15 protein-coding genes and 1 pseudogene are annotated in these 20,686 nt (G+C 72.6%); 11 read left to right on the plus strand and 5 right to left on the minus strand.

Translation table 11 applies throughout. The features are described from left to right. The first annotated feature begins 456 nt into the window (after positions 1-456). From dnaK to CITRI_RS0102685, 5 genes and pseudogenes are all read left to right on the plus strand, one after another. Positions 457-2,340: a molecular chaperone DnaK gene (gene dnaK / locus CITRI_RS0102665; RefSeq protein ID WP_010143036.1), complete on the plus strand. Its 1,884-nt coding sequence runs from the start codon at positions 457-459 to the stop codon at positions 2,338-2,340. Positions 2,341-2,462: 122 nt separating this feature from the next. After that, positions 2,463-3,167, plus strand: a complete 705-nt coding sequence (locus tag CITRI_RS0102670) for a nucleotide exchange factor GrpE (protein ID WP_010143037.1) — start codon at positions 2,463-2,465, stop codon at positions 3,165-3,167. 69 nt (positions 3,168-3,236) lie between these two features. Then, the gene (locus CITRI_RS0102675) at positions 3,237-4,253 is read left to right on the plus strand and encodes a DnaJ C-terminal domain-containing protein (RefSeq protein ID WP_010143038.1); all 1,017 of its coding nucleotides are present in this window, start codon (positions 3,237-3,239) and stop codon (positions 4,251-4,253) included. Between the two features lie 56 nt (positions 4,254-4,309). Then, positions 4,310-4,493 (plus strand): annotated as a pseudogene (locus CITRI_RS20565) (MerR family transcriptional regulator); the annotation flags it as partial. A gap of 289 nt (positions 4,494-4,782) precedes the next feature. Continuing rightward, a complete protein-coding gene (locus tag CITRI_RS0102685; RefSeq protein WP_010143041.1) occupies positions 4,783-5,793 on the plus strand; it encodes an alpha/beta hydrolase in 1,011 nt (336 codons plus the stop codon). Positions 5,794-5,821: 28 nt separating this feature from the next. On the opposite strand, the gene CITRI_RS0102690 is transcribed toward CITRI_RS0102685, so the two are convergent. The 3 genes from CITRI_RS0102690 to CITRI_RS0102700 all read right to left on the minus strand — a co-directional run bounded on the left by CITRI_RS0102690 (position 5,822) and on the right by CITRI_RS0102700 (position 11,060). Continuing rightward, on the minus strand, positions 5,822-7,840 hold the full coding sequence (locus CITRI_RS0102690) for a BCCT family transporter (RefSeq protein ID WP_010143042.1): 2,019 nt from the start codon (positions 7,838-7,840) through the stop codon (positions 5,822-5,824). A 154-nt stretch (positions 7,841-7,994) separates the two neighbouring features. Then, the gene (gene trmB, locus CITRI_RS0102695; RefSeq protein ID WP_010143043.1) at positions 7,995-8,939 is read right to left on the minus strand and encodes a tRNA (guanosine(46)-N7)-methyltransferase TrmB; all 945 of its coding nucleotides are present in this window, start codon (positions 8,937-8,939) and stop codon (positions 7,995-7,997) included. 33 nt (positions 8,940-8,972) lie between these two features. After that, positions 8,973-11,060 (minus strand): penicillin-binding transpeptidase domain-containing protein, encoded by a 2,088-nt coding sequence (locus CITRI_RS0102700; RefSeq protein ID WP_010143044.1) that lies wholly within the window; start codon positions 11,058-11,060, stop codon positions 8,973-8,975. 64 nt (positions 11,061-11,124) lie between these two features. Between CITRI_RS0102700 and CITRI_RS0102705 the strand changes: the two genes are divergently transcribed. Next, entirely contained in the window at positions 11,125-11,565 is a 441-nt protein-coding gene (locus CITRI_RS0102705; RefSeq protein ID WP_010143045.1) for a YccF domain-containing protein, read from the plus strand. A gap of 27 nt (positions 11,566-11,592) precedes the next feature. Here CITRI_RS0102705 and CITRI_RS0102710 read toward each other — a convergent pair whose 3' ends face one another. Continuing rightward, the gene (locus CITRI_RS0102710; protein WP_010143046.1) at positions 11,593-12,384 is read right to left on the minus strand and encodes a DedA family protein; all 792 of its coding nucleotides are present in this window, start codon (positions 12,382-12,384) and stop codon (positions 11,593-11,595) included. Between the two features lie 101 nt (positions 12,385-12,485). On the opposite strand from CITRI_RS0102710, the gene CITRI_RS16040 reads away from it, so the two are divergent. From CITRI_RS16040 to CITRI_RS0102725, 3 genes are all read left to right on the plus strand, one after another. Next, the gene (locus CITRI_RS16040; RefSeq protein ID WP_157998895.1) at positions 12,486-14,147 is read left to right on the plus strand and encodes an alpha/beta-hydrolase family protein; all 1,662 of its coding nucleotides are present in this window, start codon (positions 12,486-12,488) and stop codon (positions 14,145-14,147) included. 90 nt (positions 14,148-14,237) lie between these two features. Continuing rightward, positions 14,238-17,153: a cation-translocating P-type ATPase gene (locus tag CITRI_RS0102720; RefSeq protein WP_010143048.1), complete on the plus strand. Its 2,916-nt coding sequence runs from the start codon at positions 14,238-14,240 to the stop codon at positions 17,151-17,153. Positions 17,154-17,191: 38 nt separating this feature from the next. After that, the gene (locus tag CITRI_RS0102725; RefSeq protein WP_010143049.1) at positions 17,192-17,740 is read left to right on the plus strand and encodes a VOC family protein; all 549 of its coding nucleotides are present in this window, start codon (positions 17,192-17,194) and stop codon (positions 17,738-17,740) included. 10 nt (positions 17,741-17,750) lie between these two features. Here CITRI_RS0102725 and CITRI_RS0102730 read toward each other — a convergent pair whose 3' ends face one another. Then, a complete protein-coding gene (locus CITRI_RS0102730; protein ID WP_010143050.1) occupies positions 17,751-18,359 on the minus strand; it encodes a bifunctional 2-polyprenyl-6-hydroxyphenol methylase/3-demethylubiquinol 3-O-methyltransferase UbiG in 609 nt (202 codons plus the stop codon). A gap of 97 nt (positions 18,360-18,456) precedes the next feature. Between CITRI_RS0102730 and CITRI_RS0102735 the strand changes: the two genes are divergently transcribed. Both CITRI_RS0102735 and CITRI_RS0102740 read left to right on the plus strand, forming a co-directional pair. Beyond that, positions 18,457-19,050 (plus strand): hypothetical protein, encoded by a 594-nt coding sequence (locus CITRI_RS0102735; protein ID WP_010143051.1) that lies wholly within the window; start codon positions 18,457-18,459, stop codon positions 19,048-19,050. A 153-nt stretch (positions 19,051-19,203) separates the two neighbouring features. Beyond that, positions 19,204-20,685 (plus strand): glucose-6-phosphate dehydrogenase, encoded by a 1,482-nt coding sequence (locus tag CITRI_RS0102740; protein ID WP_141565916.1) that lies wholly within the window; start codon positions 19,204-19,206, stop codon positions 20,683-20,685. Position 20,686: the final 1 nt, after the last annotated feature.

Consider the following 20,686-nt stretch of genomic DNA (forward strand, 5'->3'; position numbering starts at 1 on the left):
CGCCACAGACGTGCTGCGGGCGCCGCGGTGGGTGATGTCCTCACTCAAACACCCGGAACGCCCCCGTGCAAGAAGCGCCCAGCTCGACGTCAGGAAACTCCCAGCACATTCACATGATCGCCATCGGCGCTGGTGGGGAGGCGTCCGCCCTCTGCCGCCTGGGCCGGGTGCGCGCCCTCCCCTCGGTGCCAGGCCGCCCCGCCGGTGGGCGCCGGCTGGGCGGTGGTGGACTCCGTCCCGGGCCGGGAATGAATCCCGGACCGCCCCGGTTGTACCCGGCGACACAAAGTTGAGTCACCTCGACTCAAGGCAGATTGACACGGAACTCCCGGCCATGAAACCTTGAGTCCTGAACGCTCAGGTGGCTGGATGGCAGCGGGTCGACATCGGCTCGCGTCACCTCGTCACCGGGCGTCTGAACCGCATCACCTCCAATCGTCAGGGAAAGGAACCGCCATGTCCCGTGCAGTGGGAATCGACCTCGGTACCACCAACTCCGTCGTCTCCGTCCTCGAGGGCGGCGACCCCGTCGTCATCGCGAACGCCGAAGGCTCCCGGACCACCCCGTCCGTCGTGGCCTTCTCCAAGTCCGGGGAGGTGCTGGTCGGCGAGATCGCCAAGCGCCAGGCCGTGAACAACCCGGAGCGCACCATCGCCTCCGTCAAGCGCCACATGGGCACCGACTGGTCCACCGAGATGGACGGCAAGAAGTACACGCCGCAGGAGATCTCCGCGCGCACCCTGATGAAGCTCAAGCACGACGCCGAGGACTACCTGGGTGAGAAGGTCACCGACGCGGTGATCACCGTGCCGGCGTACTTCAACGACGCCGAGCGCCAGGCGACCAAGGAGGCCGGTGAGATCGCCGGCATGAACGTGATGCGCATCATCAACGAGCCGACCGCGGCCGCCCTGGCCTACGGCCTGGAGAAGGGCAAGGAGGACGAGCTCATCCTGGTCTTCGACCTCGGTGGCGGCACCTTCGACGTCTCCCTGCTCGAGGTGGGCAAGGACGAGGACGACTTCTCCACCATCCAGGTCCGCTCCACCGCCGGTGACAACCGGCTCGGCGGCGACGACTGGGACCAGCGGGTCGTCGACTGGCTGCTGGCCCAGGCCAAGTCCAAGGGCGCCGACCTGTCCAAGGACAAGATCGCCCTGCAGCGCCTGAAGGAGGCCGCCGAGCAGGCCAAGAAGGAGCTGTCCTCGGCCACCTCCACGAACATCTCGCTGCAGTACCTGTCCGTCACCCCGGAGGGCCCGGTGCACCTTGACGAGCACCTGTCCCGCGCCAAGTTCCAGGAGATGACCTCGGACCTGCTGGAGCGCACCCGCCAGCCGTTCAAGGACGTCATCAAGGAGGCCGGCGTCTCGGTCTCGGACATCGACCACGTCGTGCTCGTGGGTGGTTCCACCCGCATGCCGGCCGTGGCCGACCTGGTCAAGGAGCTGGCCGGCAAGGAGCCCAACAAGGGCGTGAACCCGGACGAGGTCGTGGCCGTGGGCGCCGCCCTGCAGGCCGGCGTGCTCAAGGGCGAGCGCAAGGACGTGCTGCTGATCGACGTCACCCCGCTCTCCCTGGGCATCGAGACCAAGGGCGGCGTGATGACCAAGCTCATCGAGCGCAACACGGCCATCCCGACCAAGCGCTCGGAGACGTTCACCACCGCCGAGGACAACCAGCCCTCCGTGTCCATCCAGGTCTTCCAGGGTGAGCGCGAGTTCACGCGGGACAACAAGCCGCTGGGCACCTTCGAGCTGACCGGCATCGCGCCGGCCCCGCGCGGCATGCCCCAGGTCGAGGTCACCTTCGACATCGACGCCAACGGCATCGTCCACGTCTCCGCCAAGGACAAGGGCACCGGCACCGAGCAGTCCATGACCATCACCGGCGGCACCTCGCTGTCCGATGAGGACATCGACCGCATGGTGAAGGACGCCGAGGCCCACGCCGCCGAGGACAAGGAGCGCCGCGAGGCCGCCGACCGCCGCAACCAGGCCGAGCAGACCGCCTACTCGGTGGACAAGCTCCTCAAGGACAACGGCGACAAGCTGCCCGAGGAGATCAAGACCGAGGTCCAGGCCGACGTCGACGCCCTCAAGGCGGCCCTCGAGAAGCAGGACAACGACACCGAGATCAAGGCCGCCTACGAGAAGCTGCAGGCGTCCCAGACGAAGATCGGTGAGGCCCTGTACGCCTCCCAGTCCGCGGAGGCCGGCGCAGCCGGCGCCGCCGCCGGGGCCGCCGGTGGCGAGGGCGCCGGGACCTCCGCCGACGAGGACATCGTCGACGCCGAGGTCGTGGACGAGGACGAGCCGAAGGACGCGGGCTCCAAGTGATCCCCGCCCCCAGCACCCCTGACACCCGGTCCGCGTGAGCGGACCACCGGACCCGGGCCGGCCGCCCTGCCACACGGCGGGACGGCCGGCCCGCAGGGCACCGGAGGAAAGGACGAGAGACCATGCCCCATCACGGACACGACGAAGAGCACGAAGAGCGCGAGGAGCCGGTGAGCTTCCAGGACAAGCGCCGGATCGACCCCGAGACCGGACAGGTGCGCCAGCCCGCCGGTGGGCCGCAGGCTGCCGACGGCGCGGCCGCTGCGGGTGCCGGTGAGGACGGCGACGCACTGTCCCAGGCCGAGCGGATCCTCAACGAGGCCGCGGCGGACGCCGAGGGTGATGCCGCGGACGCGGGGATCACCGGCGCCCAGGACCCGGACACGGCCGGCGCCTCCGTCCGCGAGGAGGAACTGCGCACCGACCTGCTGCGCGTGCAGGCGGAATTCGTGAACTACAAGCGCCGCGTGGAGCGGGACCGGAACGTGGCCAAGGACAACGCCATCCAGTCCGTGCTGAGCGCCCTGCTGCCGGTGCTCGACGACCTGGACGCCGCCCGGGCCGCGGGCGACCTGACGGAGGGACCGTTCGCCGCGATCGCCACCAAGTTCGACACGGTGCTCTCCGGGTTCGGGCTGGAGCGTCAGGACCAGGAGCACCTGGCCGGACAGCCGTTCGACCCGGCCCAGCACGAGGCGATGCTGCGCCAGCCCAGCGCCGACGTGCCGGAGGAGCACATCGTGCAGGTCTTCCGCAACGGCTACGTGCGCGAGGGCCGCGTGCTGCGTGCCGCCCAGGTGATGGTCTCCGCCGGCGCGGAGGGCTAGTCATCACCGCTCCGGGCCCTCTCGCCGAACCGAACCGACCCGAACCGAACTGACCCGAAAGGAGGCACCATGGCCTCACAGGATTGGGTGGACAAGGACTTCTACGCCATCCTCGGTGTCTCCAAGGACGCCTCGGAAGCCGACATCAAGAAGGCCTACCGGAAGCTGGCCCGGAAGTACCACCCGGACCAGAACCCCGGTGACGACGCGGCCGAGAAGAGGTTCAAGGAGATCACCGAGGCCAACGCCGTGCTCTCGGACCCGGAGGAGCGCCAGCAGTACGACGCCATCCGGGCGATGGGCTCCGGTGCCCGGTTCAGCGCCCCCGGCGCGGGGGCCGGTGGCCCCGGCGCCGGCGGCGGGGGCTTCGAGGACCTCTTCGGGGGGTTGTTCACCAGCGGCTCCGGGGGCCGCCGGTCCTATTCCACGTCCGGGGACATCCCGCCGGAGTTCGCCGACCTGTTCGGCGGCTTCAGCGGCGGGGGCGGGGGATACGGCGGGCCCTCCGGAGGCCGCGGCGGGTTCGGCGGCTACGGGACGCCGACCAAGGGCGCGGACCGCACCGCCACCACCACGATCTCCTTCGCCGGCGCCATGCGCGGGACCACCATCTCGCTGCGGGAACCCGACGGGGACGTCATCGACGTGCGCATCCCCGCCGGCATCAAGGACGGGCAGAAGGTCCGGGCCCGCGGCAAGGGTGCCCCCGGCGCGGCCGGCGCCGGGGACCTGCTGGTGACCGTCAAGGTGCGCGAGCACCCGTTCTTCCACCGCGAGGGCGACAACCTGCGCATCCACGTGCCGATCACCTTCGACGAGGCCGCCCTGGGCGCCACCATCCAGGTGCCCACTCTGGACGGCTCCGTGAAGGTGAGGGTCCCGGCCGGGACCTCCTCGGGGCGGGTGCTGCGTGTCAAGGGCCGCGGCGTGAAGACCTCCAAGGCCAGCGGTGACCTGCTGGTCGAGCTGCAGGTGGCGGTGCCGACCTCCCTGTCCGAGGAGGCCCGCGCCGCCGTCGAGTCCTATGCCCGGGCCGCGGCCGGCCACGACCCGCGGGCCGCACTGGCGGACAAGGCGCGGCTGTGACCACCGCCTGGGAGGACCCGCTGTACGTGATCTCGGTGGCCGCCGAGCTGGCGGGCATGCACCCGCAGACCCTGCGCCAGTACGATCGCATGGGCCTGGTGGTCCCGCAGCGCCAGGGCGGGCGGCAGCGCCGCTACTCCCGGCAGGACGTGGACCGGCTCCGCACCATCCAGCAGCTGTCCCGCGAGGGCGTGTCCCTCGAGGGCATCCGGCGGATCGTGGCCCTGGAGGACGAGGTCGAACGGCTCCAGCAGACGGTCGCCGACCTGGCGGGCCAGATCCAGGCCTTCCAGGCCTACGCCCGGTACCCGCGCGTGTTCGCGGCCGGCGCGCAGGGAGACGTGACCACCACCTTCGACGCCGGCCCGGACCGTGAGGCCGCCGAGCAGGGGTACGCGGCCGCCCGGCGGCGGGGGACCGGCCAGCGCGGCTGGCCCCGACGGCGCCCGGCCGCCGCCCTCACCGCCGGCCCGTCGTCGTCGTCGTCGGCGCTCACCCCCTCGGTCCGGACCGTGTCCGGGGTCCTGGTGTGGAAGCCGAGGGACTGAGCACGGCGCAGGTCGCCCGGCGGGACATCTGGGACCCCGTCGAGCGGCGGGCCACCCGCGAGCGGCTGCGGGCGGACATGCGCCGCCGCCACCTGCTCGGACCCAAGCAGCGGGCCGCCCTCGACGGGATCGTCCACGCGCTCAAGCCCGATGCCATGGACCCCTCCTTCCCCGACCGCGTCCTGCTCACCTACGACCTCGGCAACGCCCTGCGCCCGGCGGCCGGGGTCGTCGCCGTCGGGGAGCCGGCCGACGCCACCCACCTGACCTGGCAGGTCTCCGGGATGGGGATCTTCGTGCACTCGGCCATGTGGGGCAGCGCGCGGGAGGCCGGTCAGCTGTGGGCCGCCCAGCGAGAGGCCGGGGCGGCCAGTCCCTGCGTGGTGAGCTGGCTGGGCTACCAGCCGCCGGGGCCGTGGGGAGTGCTCTCCGGCCGACATGCCCTGCGCGGTGGCGCCCGGCTCGCCCTGCACATGGCCGGCTGGTACGACTACCGCGAGCGGATCGCCGCGGACGGCCCCGCGGAGCGCCGGGGCTCCGGAGCCACGGACCCGTTCCCGCACACCGCCGTGGAGGCACACTCCTACGGCAGCATCGTGGCCGCCCGGGCCCTGCAGATGCTGCAGCGCCGCCGGCCACCGCGGTCCGTGGACGCGCTCGTGGTGTCCGGGGCCGTGGGCCTGCCCCGGGACCTGGCCGGGAACCCGCACCTGCTCGGACTGACGCGGGACCAGGTCTACTTCGCGCTGACGGACTCGGACTACCTGTCCTGGCTCGGGTTCCGGCTCTCCGGCCGCCGGCCGTGGACGAAGATGACCCGGCTGAAGATCGCGGCGGACGAGGCGCTGGACCTGGCGGCCGCCGTCGGGCACAACACCTCCCGGTTCCGTCCGGACGCCGGCCCCCTCCGCCGCGGCCACGGTTACCGGGACGCGGGCACGGCCTCCCTGTACCGCATCGCCCGCGCCACCGCGGGCCTGCCCCTCGACTGAATCCCCCCGCTCGCCTGACCCCGCGGGGTCAGGCGCGGGCGCCGTCGGCGGCGGACCGGTCCGTCTCGCCCGTGTCCACCATGCCCGGGGTCTCCACGTCGGCGTCCCGCATCCCCGTGGTTCCGGTGTCCTGGTCCCCGGCGTCCTGTTCGTCGGCGTAGGTACCGGTCCCGTAGTCGTACTCGACCGGGTTTCCTTCCTCGTCCGTGCGCTGGTACCACTCGGTGACGTGCCCGGCGGTGGAGTCGAAGTCCGCACCGGCACCGCGGCCCTCGGGGGCGCGGCTGACGGAGAGCTCGAAGTCGTCCCCGTGGTCCTCGATGCCCCGGCGGACCGCATTGGACAGCGCGGTCCTGGCGAAATCACGCCGGATCGCCGCCGGGTCCGTGGTCAGGTCCCGGATGAAGGCCACGATCATCAGCAACAGGACTAGTGAGAACGGCAGGGCGATGAGGATCGTCAGGTTCTGCAGGCCCGTCAGCGCCGTCTCGCCCCCGGCCAGCAGCATGACCACGGCGATGCCCATCATGCACAGGCCCCAGAACACCACCACCCAGGTCTTCGGCGTCGGGGTGCCCCGCGAGGACATGGTGCCCATGACCACGGAGGCCGAGTCGGCCGAGGTGACGAAGAAGATGGAGAGGATGGTGATCAGCACGAACGGGGTGAATTCGCTCAACGGGAACTGGGCGAACATGTTGAACAGCACCTGTTCCGGGGTGGCGCTGCCGTCGAAGCCGGGCACCCCCTGGGTGTTCATCCAGATGGCGGTGCCCCCGAAGATGGAGAACGCGATCATCAGGATGCCCGTGGGGACCAGCATGGACACCAGGACGAACTCGCGCAGCGTGCGGCCGCGGGAGATCCGGGCGATGAACATGCCCACGAACGGGGTCCAGGCGATCCACCAGGCCCAGTAGAACGCCGTCCAGGAGGCCTGGAACTCCACCGTCTCCGGGCCCCAGGACAGCGACTTGCCCATCATCGAGAACATCTCGTTGAGGTACTGCATGGCGCTGGAGGGCACCAGGTTGAGCAGGAACAGCGTGGGCCCGGCGAAGAACACGAAGAGCACCGCGCCCAGGGTCAGCGTGATGTTGATGTTGGACAGGTAGCGGATGCCGCGGGCGACTCCGGAGACGGCGCTGACGATGAAGGCCAGGGTCAGCACGGCGACGATCACGAGCAGCACGTTGTTGCCCAGCGGTCCCATGCCACCGATGATCGTGACGCCCTCACCGATCTGCAGGGCCGCGATGCCCAGCGTCGCCGCCGTGCCGAACAGGGTCGCGATGATCGCGAACATGTCCACGATCTTGCCGGCCACGCCCTCGGTGTGCCGCTCGCCGAACAGGGAGCGGAACACCGAGCTGATCAGGGACACCCGGCCACGCCGGTAGGAGGAGTAGGCGATGGCACCGCCGACCAGCGCGTACAGGGCCCAGGCGTGCAGCCCCCAGTGGTAGTGCGACTGTGCCGTTGCCTGGTGCAGGGCCTCGACGGTCCCGGCCTCCACGGTGTGCGGCGGGGGAGCGGTGTAGAAGGCCAGCGGCTCGGAGGGTCCGAAGAAGAAGATGCCCACGCCGATGCCCGCGGAGAACATCATGGCGACCCAGGAGAACCGGGAGAATTCGGGCTCCTCCTCGTCCTTGCCCAGCCGGATGCGACCGTAGCGGCCGAAGGCCAGCACGACCATCACCACCACGCACACCATCAACGTCAGGTTCAGCAGCCAGCCGGTGTTCGTCATGGCCCACCCGAAGGCGGCGGCCGAGACCTCGCTGACGGACTCCGGGGAGGTCACGCCCCAGGCCACGAACGCGACGATCAGGGCCGCCGTGACGCCGAAGACCACCCAGTCGACGCCGAAGCGGTGGCGCTGCTCGTCCACGCTGATGCCCGGGACCAGGCCGGGATGGATGTCATGCGGGTAGAGGCCCACGGCACCGGAGCTGCCACCGCGGTCCTGGGCACGCCCCTCCGGTGGGGCGCCGGTGGAGCCTGGGGTGCGGTCCTGGGCAGTGGGTGTGTCCGGTTCGTCTGGCACCGGGGGTCCCTTCGTCGTGACCGCGTCGGGCCACGGCGCTCCGTGCCCGGCGGGCGCGGGTCCGGCCCGGGGCGAACGGTCGGTGGTCGGTGTCGGCGTACCAGTATCCCCGCTGACACGCCCCCGGGGCAAAGGTGACGGCGTCGGCGCAGCGTCAGCGGCGGCGGTAGGCGAGGTCGAACACGAGTCGGCCGGCCCGCAGGGCCTTGGCCTCGAAGCTGGTCAACGGGCGGCCGTCGAAGCGCGGTGCCCAGCCGCCGTCGTGGTCCACCGGGTCCTCGACGCCGGCCCCCGCGGCCGCCTCGCTCAGCCCCGCGCGCGAGCCCTGCGAGTCCGGGGTGATCGGCTGCGCGCCGACCTGCAGTTCCCGGCCCTCGACCCGCACCCGGGTCAGCGGGGAATCCTGGCCGGCGGCGCGCCCCGGGTGCAGGTTGGCGAACCCGGGGTGGCCCTCCATGACCCGGCGCATGTGGACGGCATAGCTGGACCAGTCGGTGGCCAGCCGCAGCACGCCGCCGGGCGCCAGGACGCGGGCCACCCGGTCGGCGAAGGCGGGAGAGACCAGCCGGCGCTTGTGGTGGCGCGTCTTGTGCCACGGGTCCGGGAAGAACACCCAGACCTCCTGCACGGAGCCGGGGGCCAGGAGGTGGTCCAGCACCTCCGGGGCGTTGGCCTGCACGCCGCGGACGTTGGTGAGCCCGCGGTCCTCGATCTCCATCAGCAGCGCGGCCAGGCCCGGGGTGTAGACCTCCAACGCCACGAAGTCCGCCTCGGGACGGTCCACGGCGCCCTGGACGGTCGACTCCCCGAGGCCGCAGCCGATGTCCACCACGAGCGGGGCGCTGCGGCCGAAGACCGCGGACCAGTCCACCTCGGTGCCGGCCGCCACGGAGGTGGTGGCGTGGTGCCGGGGGACCTCCACGATGTAGGTGCCGCGGGCGCGGTCCCACGTCTTCTGCCGCCGCGGGTTCAACCGCTCCCCGCGGCGCACGAAGGAGACCGGCTCGGTGCGGTACAGGTCCGGGTCCGGGTGGGGGTTGTGGCCGTGGGCGTGCTGCGCCGGGGCGGGGTGCTCGGGGGGAGTCTGGTCGCTGCTCATCAGGCCTTCAAGGCTACCGCCGCCGGGAGACGCTCACTCCGAGGGGACGATCTGCTCCACCGCGGTCAGGAAGTCCCGCACGACCGGCCCGTTGTCGTGCCCGCCGCCGAGCCCCTCGTTGAAGAACAGCGCGACGGCCAGGTCCCCGTGGATCGCGATGAGCCAGGTGTGGGCGAGGTCCTCGCCATCGGCCACGAACTGGGCCGTGCCGGTCTTGGCCAGCACGGGGGCGCCGGGGACGTCCTGCAGCATCTCCGCGGTGCCCGTCTCCACCACGCCGGACATCAGGGACCGCAACTGCCCCGCCTCCGCCTCGGTGACCCCCGTGGCCGGGGGTGCCGCGCTGTCCACGGCCGGATCGGACACGAACACGGGACGCACGGTCCGCCCGGCGGCCACCGAGGCCGCCACCGTGGCCATGCCCAGCGGCGAGGCCTCCACCACGCCCTGGCCGAAGAGGTTGGCCGCGTGCTCGGTGCCGGTGGAGTCGTCCGGGACGGACCCGAGGAAGGCGGTGTCGAGCCCGGTCACCGGGTCCGGGTCCAACCCCAGGGCCTGTGCCGCCTCCGCCTCCTGCGCAGCCGAGACCTCCTCGTGCGCGCCGACGAAGACGGTGTTGCAGGACTCTGCGAAGGCCTCGGCGAACGGGATGGTGCCCACCGAGGCGTCCGGGTAGCCGTCGTAGTTGCCCACGACCATGCCGCCCACGTTGAGGGTGGCCGGGCACTGCACCGGGTCCTGGGGGGCGAGGCCGGACCTCAGCAGCGCCAGGGCGGTGACGACCTTGAACGTCGAACCCGGCGCGTAGGCCCCGGACACCGCCACCGGCCAGCCCTCCGGCCCGGACGCGGCGGCCAGCACGTGCCCGTCGGAGGGGCGGATCGCCACGAGTCCGGCGGGGACCTCGGAGGCGCCCACCACCTTCTCGGCCTCCGCCTGGATCCTCCGGTCCAGCGTGGAGGACAGGGCCGTGCCGGCCACGGGCCCGGCCTCGAAGGCGGTCACGTCCGGGCTTGACGCCGCGGCCCCGGTGTCCGTCCCGCCGGCGGACGGCGTGGCGGACGGCGCGGCCCCGGTGTCATCGGGGTCGTCGGGGTCCTGGGGGTTGTCGACCGTGATGGTGATCCCGGGGGTGCCGGCCAGGCGGTCCTGCCATGTGGACTGCAGGCCGGAGAGCCCGACGGCGACGCCGGCCTCCAGTCTCCCGTCCGAGTCCTCCACCTGCTCGGCGGAGGGCTCCCCGTAGGTGCCCAGCACGTCCCGGGCGAAGGTGCGGCTGGGCGCCAGGACGGCGGTGTCCTCGATGACCCGCCCGCCCGGGACCCTCGCGAGCGCGTCCACGGGGATGTCGGTGGTCCCGTCGGCTCGCAGGGTGATGGCCTCCACGAACGCCTGGTCCCCGGCGGCCTCGGCGCGGGTCACGAAGGCCTCCGCGTCCACCTCGGCCAGTTCGGCCACCTGCCGGGCGGAGCCGGCGACCTGGTCCGCCTCGATGCGGGCCTTGTCCAGGCCCAGCACGGCCACGTCCCGTTCCGTCACGAGCGGTTTCCCGGCAGCATCCAGGATGTCCCCGCGGTCCGCCTCCGTGCGCCGGACCGTCACGGTGCCCCCCGGGGCCAGGCCGGCAACGAGGTCATCGGGCCGCAGGTCCGCGCGCCACTGCCGGCCGTCCTCGTCCCAGACGAGTTCGGCGTCCGTGCGGTAGGTCCACTCCCGGCCCTCCAGGCCCAGGGCGCCGAGGTCGCGCCGGACAGTGTACTGCGCGGTGGCCCGGTCCGGGTCGTCCTCGCGCACGGTGACGGCGTCCGTGGTCACGGTGACGGTGGCCTCCCCGGGGCGCAGCGCCGCGGGGAGCGCCTCGAGGACGGCCGAGGGGACGGAACGGCCCGCCTCCGTCAGGGGGACCCCGACGTCACCGGAGCCGATCGCCGCGCCGAGGGCGGTCGCGGCGTCCTCGGGGGAAGGGCGGGAGGGGCCCAGGCAACCGGTGGTGGACAGCAGCAGGGCGACCGTCACGCCCAGGGTCACGCCGCGGGCCAGCCGGGACGAGCCGGCGGGACGGGCGAGGGGGCGCCCAGCCCCGGAGTCGAGCTGCGGACGTCGCGGACTGCGCTCTGACATGAGGTTCTTTCGGGTCGACGGCCTGGCACTCGTCAGCGTAGCGCCAGGCTGGGACGATGGGGACATGAACCGTGCCCTGAACCTCGTGCTCAACATCATCTGGCTGGTCTTCGGCGGGTTCTGGCTGGCCCTGGGCTATGCGCTGGCCGGGATCGTGTGCTGCGTCCTCATCGTCACCATCCCGTTCGGCATCGCCTCGTTCCGGATCGCCGGCTACGCCCTGTGGCCCTTCGGGCGCGTGGTCGTGGACGACCGGCCCGGCGGGGACTTCTGGTCCGGCCTGGGCAACATCATCTGGCTGGTCGTGGCCGGACTGTGGATCGCGATCGGGCACGTCCTGACGTCCATCCCGATGTTCCTGTCCATCATCGGCATCCCCCTGGGGATCGCGAACCTGCGGATGATCCCGGTCTCCCTGCTGCCGCTGGGCAAGCGCATCGTCAGTTCCGGCCAGGCGCGGTCACTGCCGAGGTACGTTCCCGCGGCACCGGTCGGCTACCGCTGAACCGGCGGGCCCCGGTCTCCGGCCGGGTCAGCGGCGCCGGCCCGGCTCCCCGAGCAGCTCGTCCATGCGGGCGGCGGCGGCCTCGGCCGAGGGCGCCACGAAGTGCGGGTCCCGGGCGCGGCGGCGGTTGCGCAGCACGCGGGCGATGATCCACCAGGCCAGGAACACGACCACGGCGATCATCACGATGTTGGAGAAGACGTCCGCGTAGTCCGAGACCAGGTGCCAGTTGTCCCCGAGCAGGAATCCGCCCCAGACGAAGATCGTGTTCCAGATCGCCGAGCCCAGCAGGCTGTACAGGGTGAACAGCCCCAGGTTCATCCGCTCGATCCCGGCCGGGATGGAGATCAGCGAGCGGAAGATCGGCACCATGCGGCCCAGGAACACGGTCCAGTAGCCGTACTTGTTGAACCAGCGCTCGGTCTTCTCCACGTCCTCGATGTCCACCAGGGGCAGCCAGTCCACGATCCGGTACATGCGGCGGCGGCCCAGCCAGGCGCCGATGCCGTAGAGCATCAGGGCACCCACCACGGAACCGACCGTCGCCCAGATGGTGGCCTCCCACGGGCCGAACGCCCCGCCGGCCGCGGTGAACCCGGCCAGGGGCAGGATCAGCTCGGACGGGATCGGGGGGAACAGGTTCTCGGCGAAGACGGCCAGGGCCACGCCGATGGGGCCGATGGCCTCCATGATCGTCACCACGATGTCCCCGAGCCAGCCGTAGGACTCCCCGCCGCCCGATCCGGTGCCGGCCGCGCTCGCGAGCACGGTCGGCGCGGAGGACACGGAGGACAGGCCGGCGTATAGAGGTGAGGTCATGGATCCCATTGTCCCCGGGATGCCCTCCGATCGCCGAACCGGCAGGCAGGCCGCCGGAGGGCGGGGACATCGGACCTGATCGGATGGGCATAATGGGGACCATGCGGTTCAGACCTGACGGGGCAGGCATCGCCGGTGCCCACGTCATGAGCTGGGTGTCGTCGTCGCCCAGCTTCATCCCACGGACCTGGTGGATGACGTCCATCGCCACCGCAGTCTCCCAGACCTTCGGCTACGCGGTCGGTGCCACCGGCCGCGCGGCGGTGCGCGGTGCTGGCCGCGCCCTCGGCGTCTCGGTCACGGTGGACCCGGAACGGATCAGGCCGCTGCAGCGGGCCGCCCCGTGGTTCATGTTCGGGGTGAGCGGACTGTCCTGGCTGCGCAGCCTCAAGGCCCAGGCGGAGATCGCCGGGCTGATGGAGACCCGTCCCGTCCGGACCCGGGAACACGTCCTCGGCGTCGCCGGTGGGCTCGCACTGACGGCCGGCCTGGTCGGTATCGGACGCGGTGTCCACGGCGTGGCCGGCACTGCCGCCCGGGCCCTCACACCGGTCCTGCCCGCCCCGGTCGCGACCGCCGTCGGAGCCGGGGCCACCGCCGCCGGCACGGCCTTCGTGCTGGACAAGGTGGTCTACCGCCGGTTGCTGGAACGGTTGTCCAAGGCGGCCCAGGAGACGAACGCGAGGCTGCTGCCGGGCCGGGTGCCGCCGATCGAGCCGGAACGCTCCGGTTCCGAGGCGTCCCACGAGTCCTGGGCCTCGCTCGGGGCCAAGGGCCAGGCCGTGGTCTCGGACGGCCCGCGGGCCGTGGACATCGCCGAGGCCACCGGCGAGCCCGCGATGACCCCGATCCGGGCCTATGCCGGCTGGCAGGAGGGTCGGGACCTGCAGGGCACGGCGGCGGCCGTCGTCGCCGAGCTGCGGCGCACCGGCGCCTTCGAGCGGGAGGTGCTGCTGGTCCTGACCACCACGGGCACCGGCTGGCTGCAGGAGTGGTCCGCGTCCTCGGTGGAGTTCCTCACCGGCGGCAACTGCGCCCTGGCCTCGATGCAGTACACGTACCTGCCCTCGGGGGTGGCGTTCGTCGCCGACCGCGCCACGCCCGTGCTCGCCGCGGACACCCTGCTGACCGCCATCGAGGCCGAACTGGACAGGATGCCGGCGGGTCACCGGCCGAAGCTGCTGGTCGGCGGGGAGTCCCTCGGGGCCCTCGGCGGCACCGAGGCCTTCGAGGACCTGGAGGACATGATCGCCCGCGTGGACGGGGCCGTCTGGTCCGGGCTGCCGCGGTTCACCACCTTCTGGCAGTCCCTCGCCCCGTTCCGCAGGCGCGGCACCCCTGAGATCGCGCCCGTGGTCGACGACGGCCGGCACGTCCGGTTCGCCACGCGCCCCGAGGACCTGGTCACCGACTACAACGGAGTCCCGTTCGGTGAGTGGGACAGCACGCGGATCGTGGTGGCCCAGCACGCCTCCGACCCCGTGGTGTGGTGGAGCCCGGAGCTGCTGTGGCGCAAACCCGACTGGGCGAAGGAGAGGGCCGGGCTGGACGTGTCCCGGCACCTGCGCTGGATGCCGTGGGTGACGTTCTGGCAGGTCGCCTCGGACATGCCGCAGTCCGTGGCGGTGCCCGGGGGCCACGGGCACCGGTACATGGAGGACATGCTGCACTACTGGGCGGCCGTGCTGGGCAAGGACCCGCTGGCCGACTACTCGCGCATCGCCCAGGCCATCCGCCGCACCATCGTCCCCACCTACGCCTGAACCGGCCGACGCCCGCCCGTCACGCACCCGCCATGCCGGGGGAGTATCCTGCGCCCCAGAAGCCCCGACGAGCCCAGTCCAGGAGGGCCCATGGCGCAGGACGCCGACCCGCAGTACGTGGACGCCGAGACCCCGGCCGCCGGACGGGACTGGACGCAGGCCGCGGCGGAGGACCTCGTCCGGCACGTCGCCACGGACCCGGACCGCGGGCTGTCCGCCGCGGAGGCAGCCGTGCGGCTCGGGGCGTACGGGCCGAACGAGCTGGCCACGGCCCCGCCCGAGCCCGGTTGGAGGCGGTTCCTGCGCCAGTTCACGGACCCGCTGATCTACCTGCTGCTGGCCGCCGTGGCGGTCTCCCTGCTCGTCTGGGCGGTGGAGGGTGCCGCGGGGGTGCCGGTCGACGCCGCGGTCATCTCCGTCATCGTGGTCTTCAACGCCGTCCTCGGTCACGTCCAGGAGGCCCGGGCGGCGGATGCGGTGGCGGCACTGCAGGACCTCACCGCCGTGACCGTCTCGGTCGTCCGGGACGGGCGCACCGAACGGGTCCCCGCCACGGACCTGGTGCCCGGGGACCTGCTCGTCCTGGCCGAGGGGGACTCGGTGGGCGCGGACGCCCGGCTGCTGAGCGCCTCCTCGCTGCAGGTCGCCGAGGCCGCCCTGACCGGTGAGTCCGTCCCGGTCACCAAGTCCACGGCCGTCCTGGAGGCGGCCGTGCCCCTGGGCGACCGGGTCAACATGGTCTTCAAGGGCACCGCCGTGACCCAGGGGATCGGCCGGGCCGTGGTGACGGCCACCGGCATGGACACCGAGATGGGGCACATCGCCGCGCTGCTGGCCGGCACGGAGCGGGAGCCGACCCCGTTGACGCGGGAGCTCGACGGGATCGGCAGGACCCTGGGGATCGCGGTCGTCGTGATCGCCGTGGTGGTGATGGCGGCCATCGCGTTCACGAGCGGGGTCTCCTCGCTGCAGGACGCGGTGGACGTGCTGCTGGTCGGCGTCTCCCTGGCGGTGGCGGCCGTGCCCGAGGGGCTGCCGGCCGTCCTCTCGGTGGTGCTCTCGCTCGGCGTGCAGGCGATGAGCCGTCGCCATGCGATCGTCAAGGACCTGGCCTCCGTGGAGACCCTCGGCTCGGCCTCCGTCATCTGCTCGGACAAGACCGGGACCCTGACCCGCAACGAGATGACGATGCTCAAGGTCCGGTCCTCCTCCGGGGAGTCGCACGTCACCGGGGTGGGCTACGCCCCGGACGGGGAGGTGCTGCTGGAGGGCACCCCGCTGCTGGAGAACGACCCCGAGCTGGACCTGCGCGAGGAGGACATCGTGGTCCTCGCCGGCGGCACCCTGGCCTCCGACGCCGAGGTCCGCCAGGACGAGGACGGGCACTGGGTCGTGGTCGGGGATCCCACCGAGGCGGCGTTCGTCGTGGCCGAGCGCAAGGCCGGGCTGTCCGGGATGCGCGAGGCGCGGTTCCAGCGCGTGGCGGAGGTGCCCTTCACCTCCGAGCGCAAGATGATGTCGGTCATCGTGGACGACCGGGACCACACGGACACGGGCCCGGGCGCTCCGGCGGATGCCGGCTGGCCCGGAGCCGGCCGGCCGGTCCTGGTGGCCAAGGGGGCTCCGGACGTGCTGCTGCGCCACTGCACCCGCGTCCGCACCGGGCTGGAGGTGGCCCCGCTGACCGAGGCCGACCGGGCCGCCGTCGCCGCCGACGTGGAGTCGATGTCCCGCGAGGCCCTGCGCACGCTGGCCGTGGCGTACCGGCCGCTGACCGTCCACGAGTACGCGGGCGCGGTGGGCCCGGACGGTGCCTTCGACGCCGGGGCGGGCCTGGCGCTGGAGCAGGACCTGATCTTCGTCGGCACGGTGGGGATCATCGACCCGCCGCGCTCGGAGGTCGCCGAGGCGGTGGCGCAGGCCCGCCGGGCCGGGATCCGCGTGGTGATGATCACCGGCGACCATCCGGCCACGGCGCTGCGGATCGCCCAGGACCTGGGGATCGCGCACACCGGGCAGGGGGCGGTCACCGGTCCCGAACTGGACGCGATGGACGCGGCGCAACTGCGGGCGGCGGCACGGCGGGCCACGGTGTTCGCGCGGGTCGCCCCCGAGCACAAGCTGCGCATCGTCGAGGCCCTGCAGGCGGAGGGCCACGTGGTGGCCATGACCGGCGACGGCGTGAACGACGCCCCGGCCCTGAAGAAGGCGGACATCGGGGTGGCCATGGGCATCACGGGCACGGAGGTCTCCAAGGAGGCCGCCGCCATGATCCTCACGGACGACGACTTCACCACCATCGTCGCCGCGGTGCGCCAGGGCCGGGTGATCTTCGGGAACGTCCGGAAGTTCCTGCGCTACCTGCTGTCCTCCAACACCGGCGAGGTCCTGACCATGTTCCTCGGCGTGGTCCTGGCGGGGTTCCTGGGCCTGGCCGGGCACGACGACGGGATCGTGGTACCCCTGCTGGCCACCCAGATCCTGTGGATCAACCTCATCACCGACTCCGGCCCGGCCCTGGCGATGGGCGTGGACCCCGAGGCGGAGGACGTCATGGCCGGGCCGCCGCGCGGGGTGCGGGACCGGGTGGTCGACGGGCGGATGTGGGCCGGGATCCTCTGGACCGGTCTGGTCATGGCCGTGGTCACCCTGTTCGCGATCGACCTCCACCTGCCCGGCGGACTGGTGGAGGGCGCGGAGACGGTGGAGGTGGCGCGCACCGCCGCGTTCACCACGCTCGTGTTCGCCCAGCTGTTCAATGCCCTGAACTCCCGGTCCGAGACCGTCTCCGCCTTCCACCGGCTGTTCACCAACGGCTGGCTGTGGGCGGCCATCGCCTTCGGCGCGGTCACCCAGGTCCTCGTGGTGCACCTGCCGTTGCTGCAGGGAGCCTTCGGCACGGCGGCCCTGGGCTGGGACCAGTGGCTGGCGTGCCTGGCGCTGGCCTCCGGGGTGCTGTGGTCCGGCGAGCTGCGCAAGGTGGTGCTCAGGGCGCGGGCGGCGTGACAATGGATCACGGACAACGCCGACGAAGGGTAACCGTCATGACCGAGTCAGGATCCCGGCCCCAGCTGGTCACCTGCCTGTGGTCCAACGGGCAGGCGGAGGAGGCCGCGCGGTTCTACGTGGACGCCTTCTCCGCCTACCGGCCCGACACCCACCTGGACGAGGTAAGGCGCAGCGCGATCGACGTGGTCCCCGGCGGGGACCAGGTGCACCTGCGCGCCGGTGACGTGCTCACGGTGTCCTTCACCCTGGACGGCCAGCGCTTCGTCGCGCTCAACGACCCCGCCCGGCCGGTGCCGTACACCGACGCCGTCTCCCTGCAGGTGCTGTGCGGGAACCAGGAGGAGGTGGACCACTTCTGGTCCGCGCTCACGGCAGGGGGCGGGACGGGGGTCGCCTGCGGCTGGCTCCAGGACCGCTTCGGGATGCGCTGGCAGGTGGTCCCCACCGTGCTGCTGGAGCTGCTGGCCGGGGAGGACCGCGACGCCGCCGCCCGGGTGCAGCGGGCGATGATGGGCATGGTGCGGCTCAGCATCGAGGGGCTCATGGACGCCGCACAGGACGCCTTCGGCGCCGAGGAGCAGTGACCCCGGGCCCTCAGCGCACCAGCAGGGCGACCAGGAAGTCCGCCTCCGGGGTGAACTCGTCGAGCTGCCACGTGGCGAACCGGCCCTGCAGCCGGAACCCGGCCTGGCCGGCGTCGTCCACGAACTCCTCGAAGTCATAGCCGCGCCCCGCGCCGAAGCCGACCACCGCGCGACCGCCGTCCCGCAGGGCGGCGTGCAGGTGGCGCAGCACGTCCTGCCGGGACCCGGGGGAGAGGAAGCCGAAGACGTTGCCCGCCGAGAGGATCAGGTCGAAGGGCTCCTCCTCGCCCAGCTCGGCGAGGGTGGCCGCGTCCAGGGTCTCCAGGTCGGCCACGTACCAGTCGGCGTCCGGGTGGTCCTCGCGGGCCACGTCGATCAGGTGCTCGTCCAGGTCCACGCCGGTGACGCGGTGCCCCGCGCGGGCCAGGTACCCACCCACCCGGCCGGTGCCGCAACCGGCGTCCAGGACGCGCGCGCCCCGGGGGCACAGGGCGTCCACCAGCCGGGCCTCGCCGTGCAGGTCCATGCCCTCGGCGGCCAGGGACCGCCAGCGCTCTGCGTAGCGGCGGGAGTGCTCGGGATCGTTGGCCACCATCCGGGCCCAGAGGTTCTCGGTCATGCCCCCAGTATCGCGCGTGCGCCGGCACGTGCACTTCTGCCCCCGGGTGGCTATAAGGTGAGACAGGAACGAGCCCGAATACCGGAAGGACCACCCCATGAGCATCGCGCAGATCCCGCTCCGGCTGACCGCCGGCGCCTTCATCCTCAACTCGGGGATCAACAAGACCAAGATCTCGGAGGAACAGGCCGAGCAGATGCGGGACCTGGCCGCCAACGGCGTGCCGTTCCTGAAGGACATGACCCCGAAGCAGTTCAAGCAGTTCCTCACCGCCGGGGAGCTCGGGGTCGGTGCCGCGCTGCTGCTGCCGTTCGTGCCGGGCTGGCTCGCCGGCGCCGCGCTGACCGCCTTCTCCACGGGGCTGCTGTCGATGTACAAGAACACCGAGGGCATGACGGAGCCCGACGGCATCCGGCCGACCGAGCAGGGCACCGCCGTGGCCAAGGACGTGTTCCTCTTCGGCATCGGCACCGCCCTGATGGTGGACGGCGCCGTGAACCGGGTCGGCCGCAAGAACGCCGCCGCCGCCCGCCGGGCCAAGAAGCTCACCGCCGCGGCCGAGGTCAAGGCCGACGCCATCCGCTCCGCCGCGGACGCCAAGGCCGAGGCCATCAACAAGGCCCGTGAGGAGCAGACGCAGGCGCTGCGCGCGGCCCGCAAGAAGCTGCAGGAGACCCGCAAGAGCATCTGATGCCCTGAAGGTCGCCGTGAGGGGCCCGTCCCGGTTCTGCCGGGGCGGGCCCCTGGCGCGTCCGGCGAACTGGACGCGCACGACCCGGACCCGCATGACCCTGGCCGGCACGACCCGGGCCTGATGGGCAGCGTCCGGCGCTACGGTGGCACCATGAGCCATGCCGATCCCGCCGACCTCCCTGCCGACGTCCCTGCCGGCCGAGACGCCCCCGGCCCCCGGCCCGGGGCACCGGAGCTGGGCACCCTCGCCATCCTGGGCGCCGGCGGGGACCTGACCCGCCGGTTGCTGCTGCCGGGACTGGCCACCTGCCTGGCCGCCGGGGTGCCCCAGCACGGGATCACCGTGATCGGCGTCGGCCGGACCGAGGACGTGGACTTCGCCGCCACCGTGCGCGAGGCCTTCGCCGAGGTGCTGGACGACGTCCAGCTCGGTCTCCCCGCGGTGCGGGCCACTCTCGCCTCCGTCCGCTGGGTCACCGGGGACGCCGCCGACGCCGGGGACCTGGCCGCCCTGCTGGCGGAGGCGGAGGGTCCCACCGGGCTGTACTTCGCGCTGCCCCCGGGCGTCACGGAGGACGCCTGCCGGGAGCTGGCGGGACTGCACGCGGAGGGACGGCTGCCCCCGGACACCGTCCTGGTGCTGGAGAAGCCCTTCGGGTCCGGGCAGGAGTCCGCACGGCGCCTGAACGAGCTGCTGGCCGGGTTCCTGCCCGAGGAGCGGGTGTTCCGGGTGGACCACTTCCTGGCCACGCCCGGGGTGCTCGGACTGGTGGGGCTGCGCTTCGCCAACCGCATCCTGGAACCGGTGTGGAACCGGGACCACGTGGAACGGATCGAGATCACCTACGACGAGACCCTGGGGCTGGAGGGCCGCGCCGGGTTCTACGACGGGACGGGGGCGGCCCGGGACATGATCCAGTCCCACCTGCTCCAGGTCATGGCCCTGACGATGATGGACCCGCCGGACCGGTTCGACGGCGTGGCGGTCCCGGCCGGCACCGAACAGGTGCTGCGGGCCACCCGCTTGTGGCCGGACGGGCCTGACCACGGCGCGGACGTCCCCGTGGTGGTCCGTGGCCGGTACACCGCCGGCACCGTGGACGGGCGCGCGCTGCCCGCCTACGTGGACGAGGTCGGCGTGGACGCCTCGCGGCAGACCGAGACGTTCGCGCAGGTGATCGTGGAGGTGGACTCCCGGCGATGGAGCGGGGTGCCCGTGGTGCTGCGCTCCGGCAAGGCCATCGGCTCCCCGCGCCAGGAGATCTCGGTGGTGTTCCGCCGCCCGCCGCTGGACGCCGGGCACGTCCCGGCGGGCGGGCCGCCGCCGGCCGACGTGCTCCGGATCGGCTTCGAGGACGAGCGGATCGCGCTGGAGCTCAACGCCGGCGGACCGTTCGACTCCCGCGGGATGACCCGCACCGTGCTGAGCTCCGAACTGCCCGAACCCGGCCTCACGGCCTACGGCTCCCTGCTGCACTGGGTGCTCGAGGGCAGCGGGGCCTTCACCGTCAGCGGCGAGGGAGCCGAACAGGGCTGGCGCATCACCGAGGGCATCACCGCCGCCTACGGCTCCGGGGCCGCCCCGCTGCTGGACTACGCCGCCGGGTCCTCCGGCCCCCGGGCCGGGGGCTAGG

The organism is Citricoccus sp. CH26A (assembly GCF_000224415.1).
Classification (GTDB): domain Bacteria; phylum Actinomycetota; class Actinomycetes; order Actinomycetales; family Micrococcaceae; genus Citricoccus.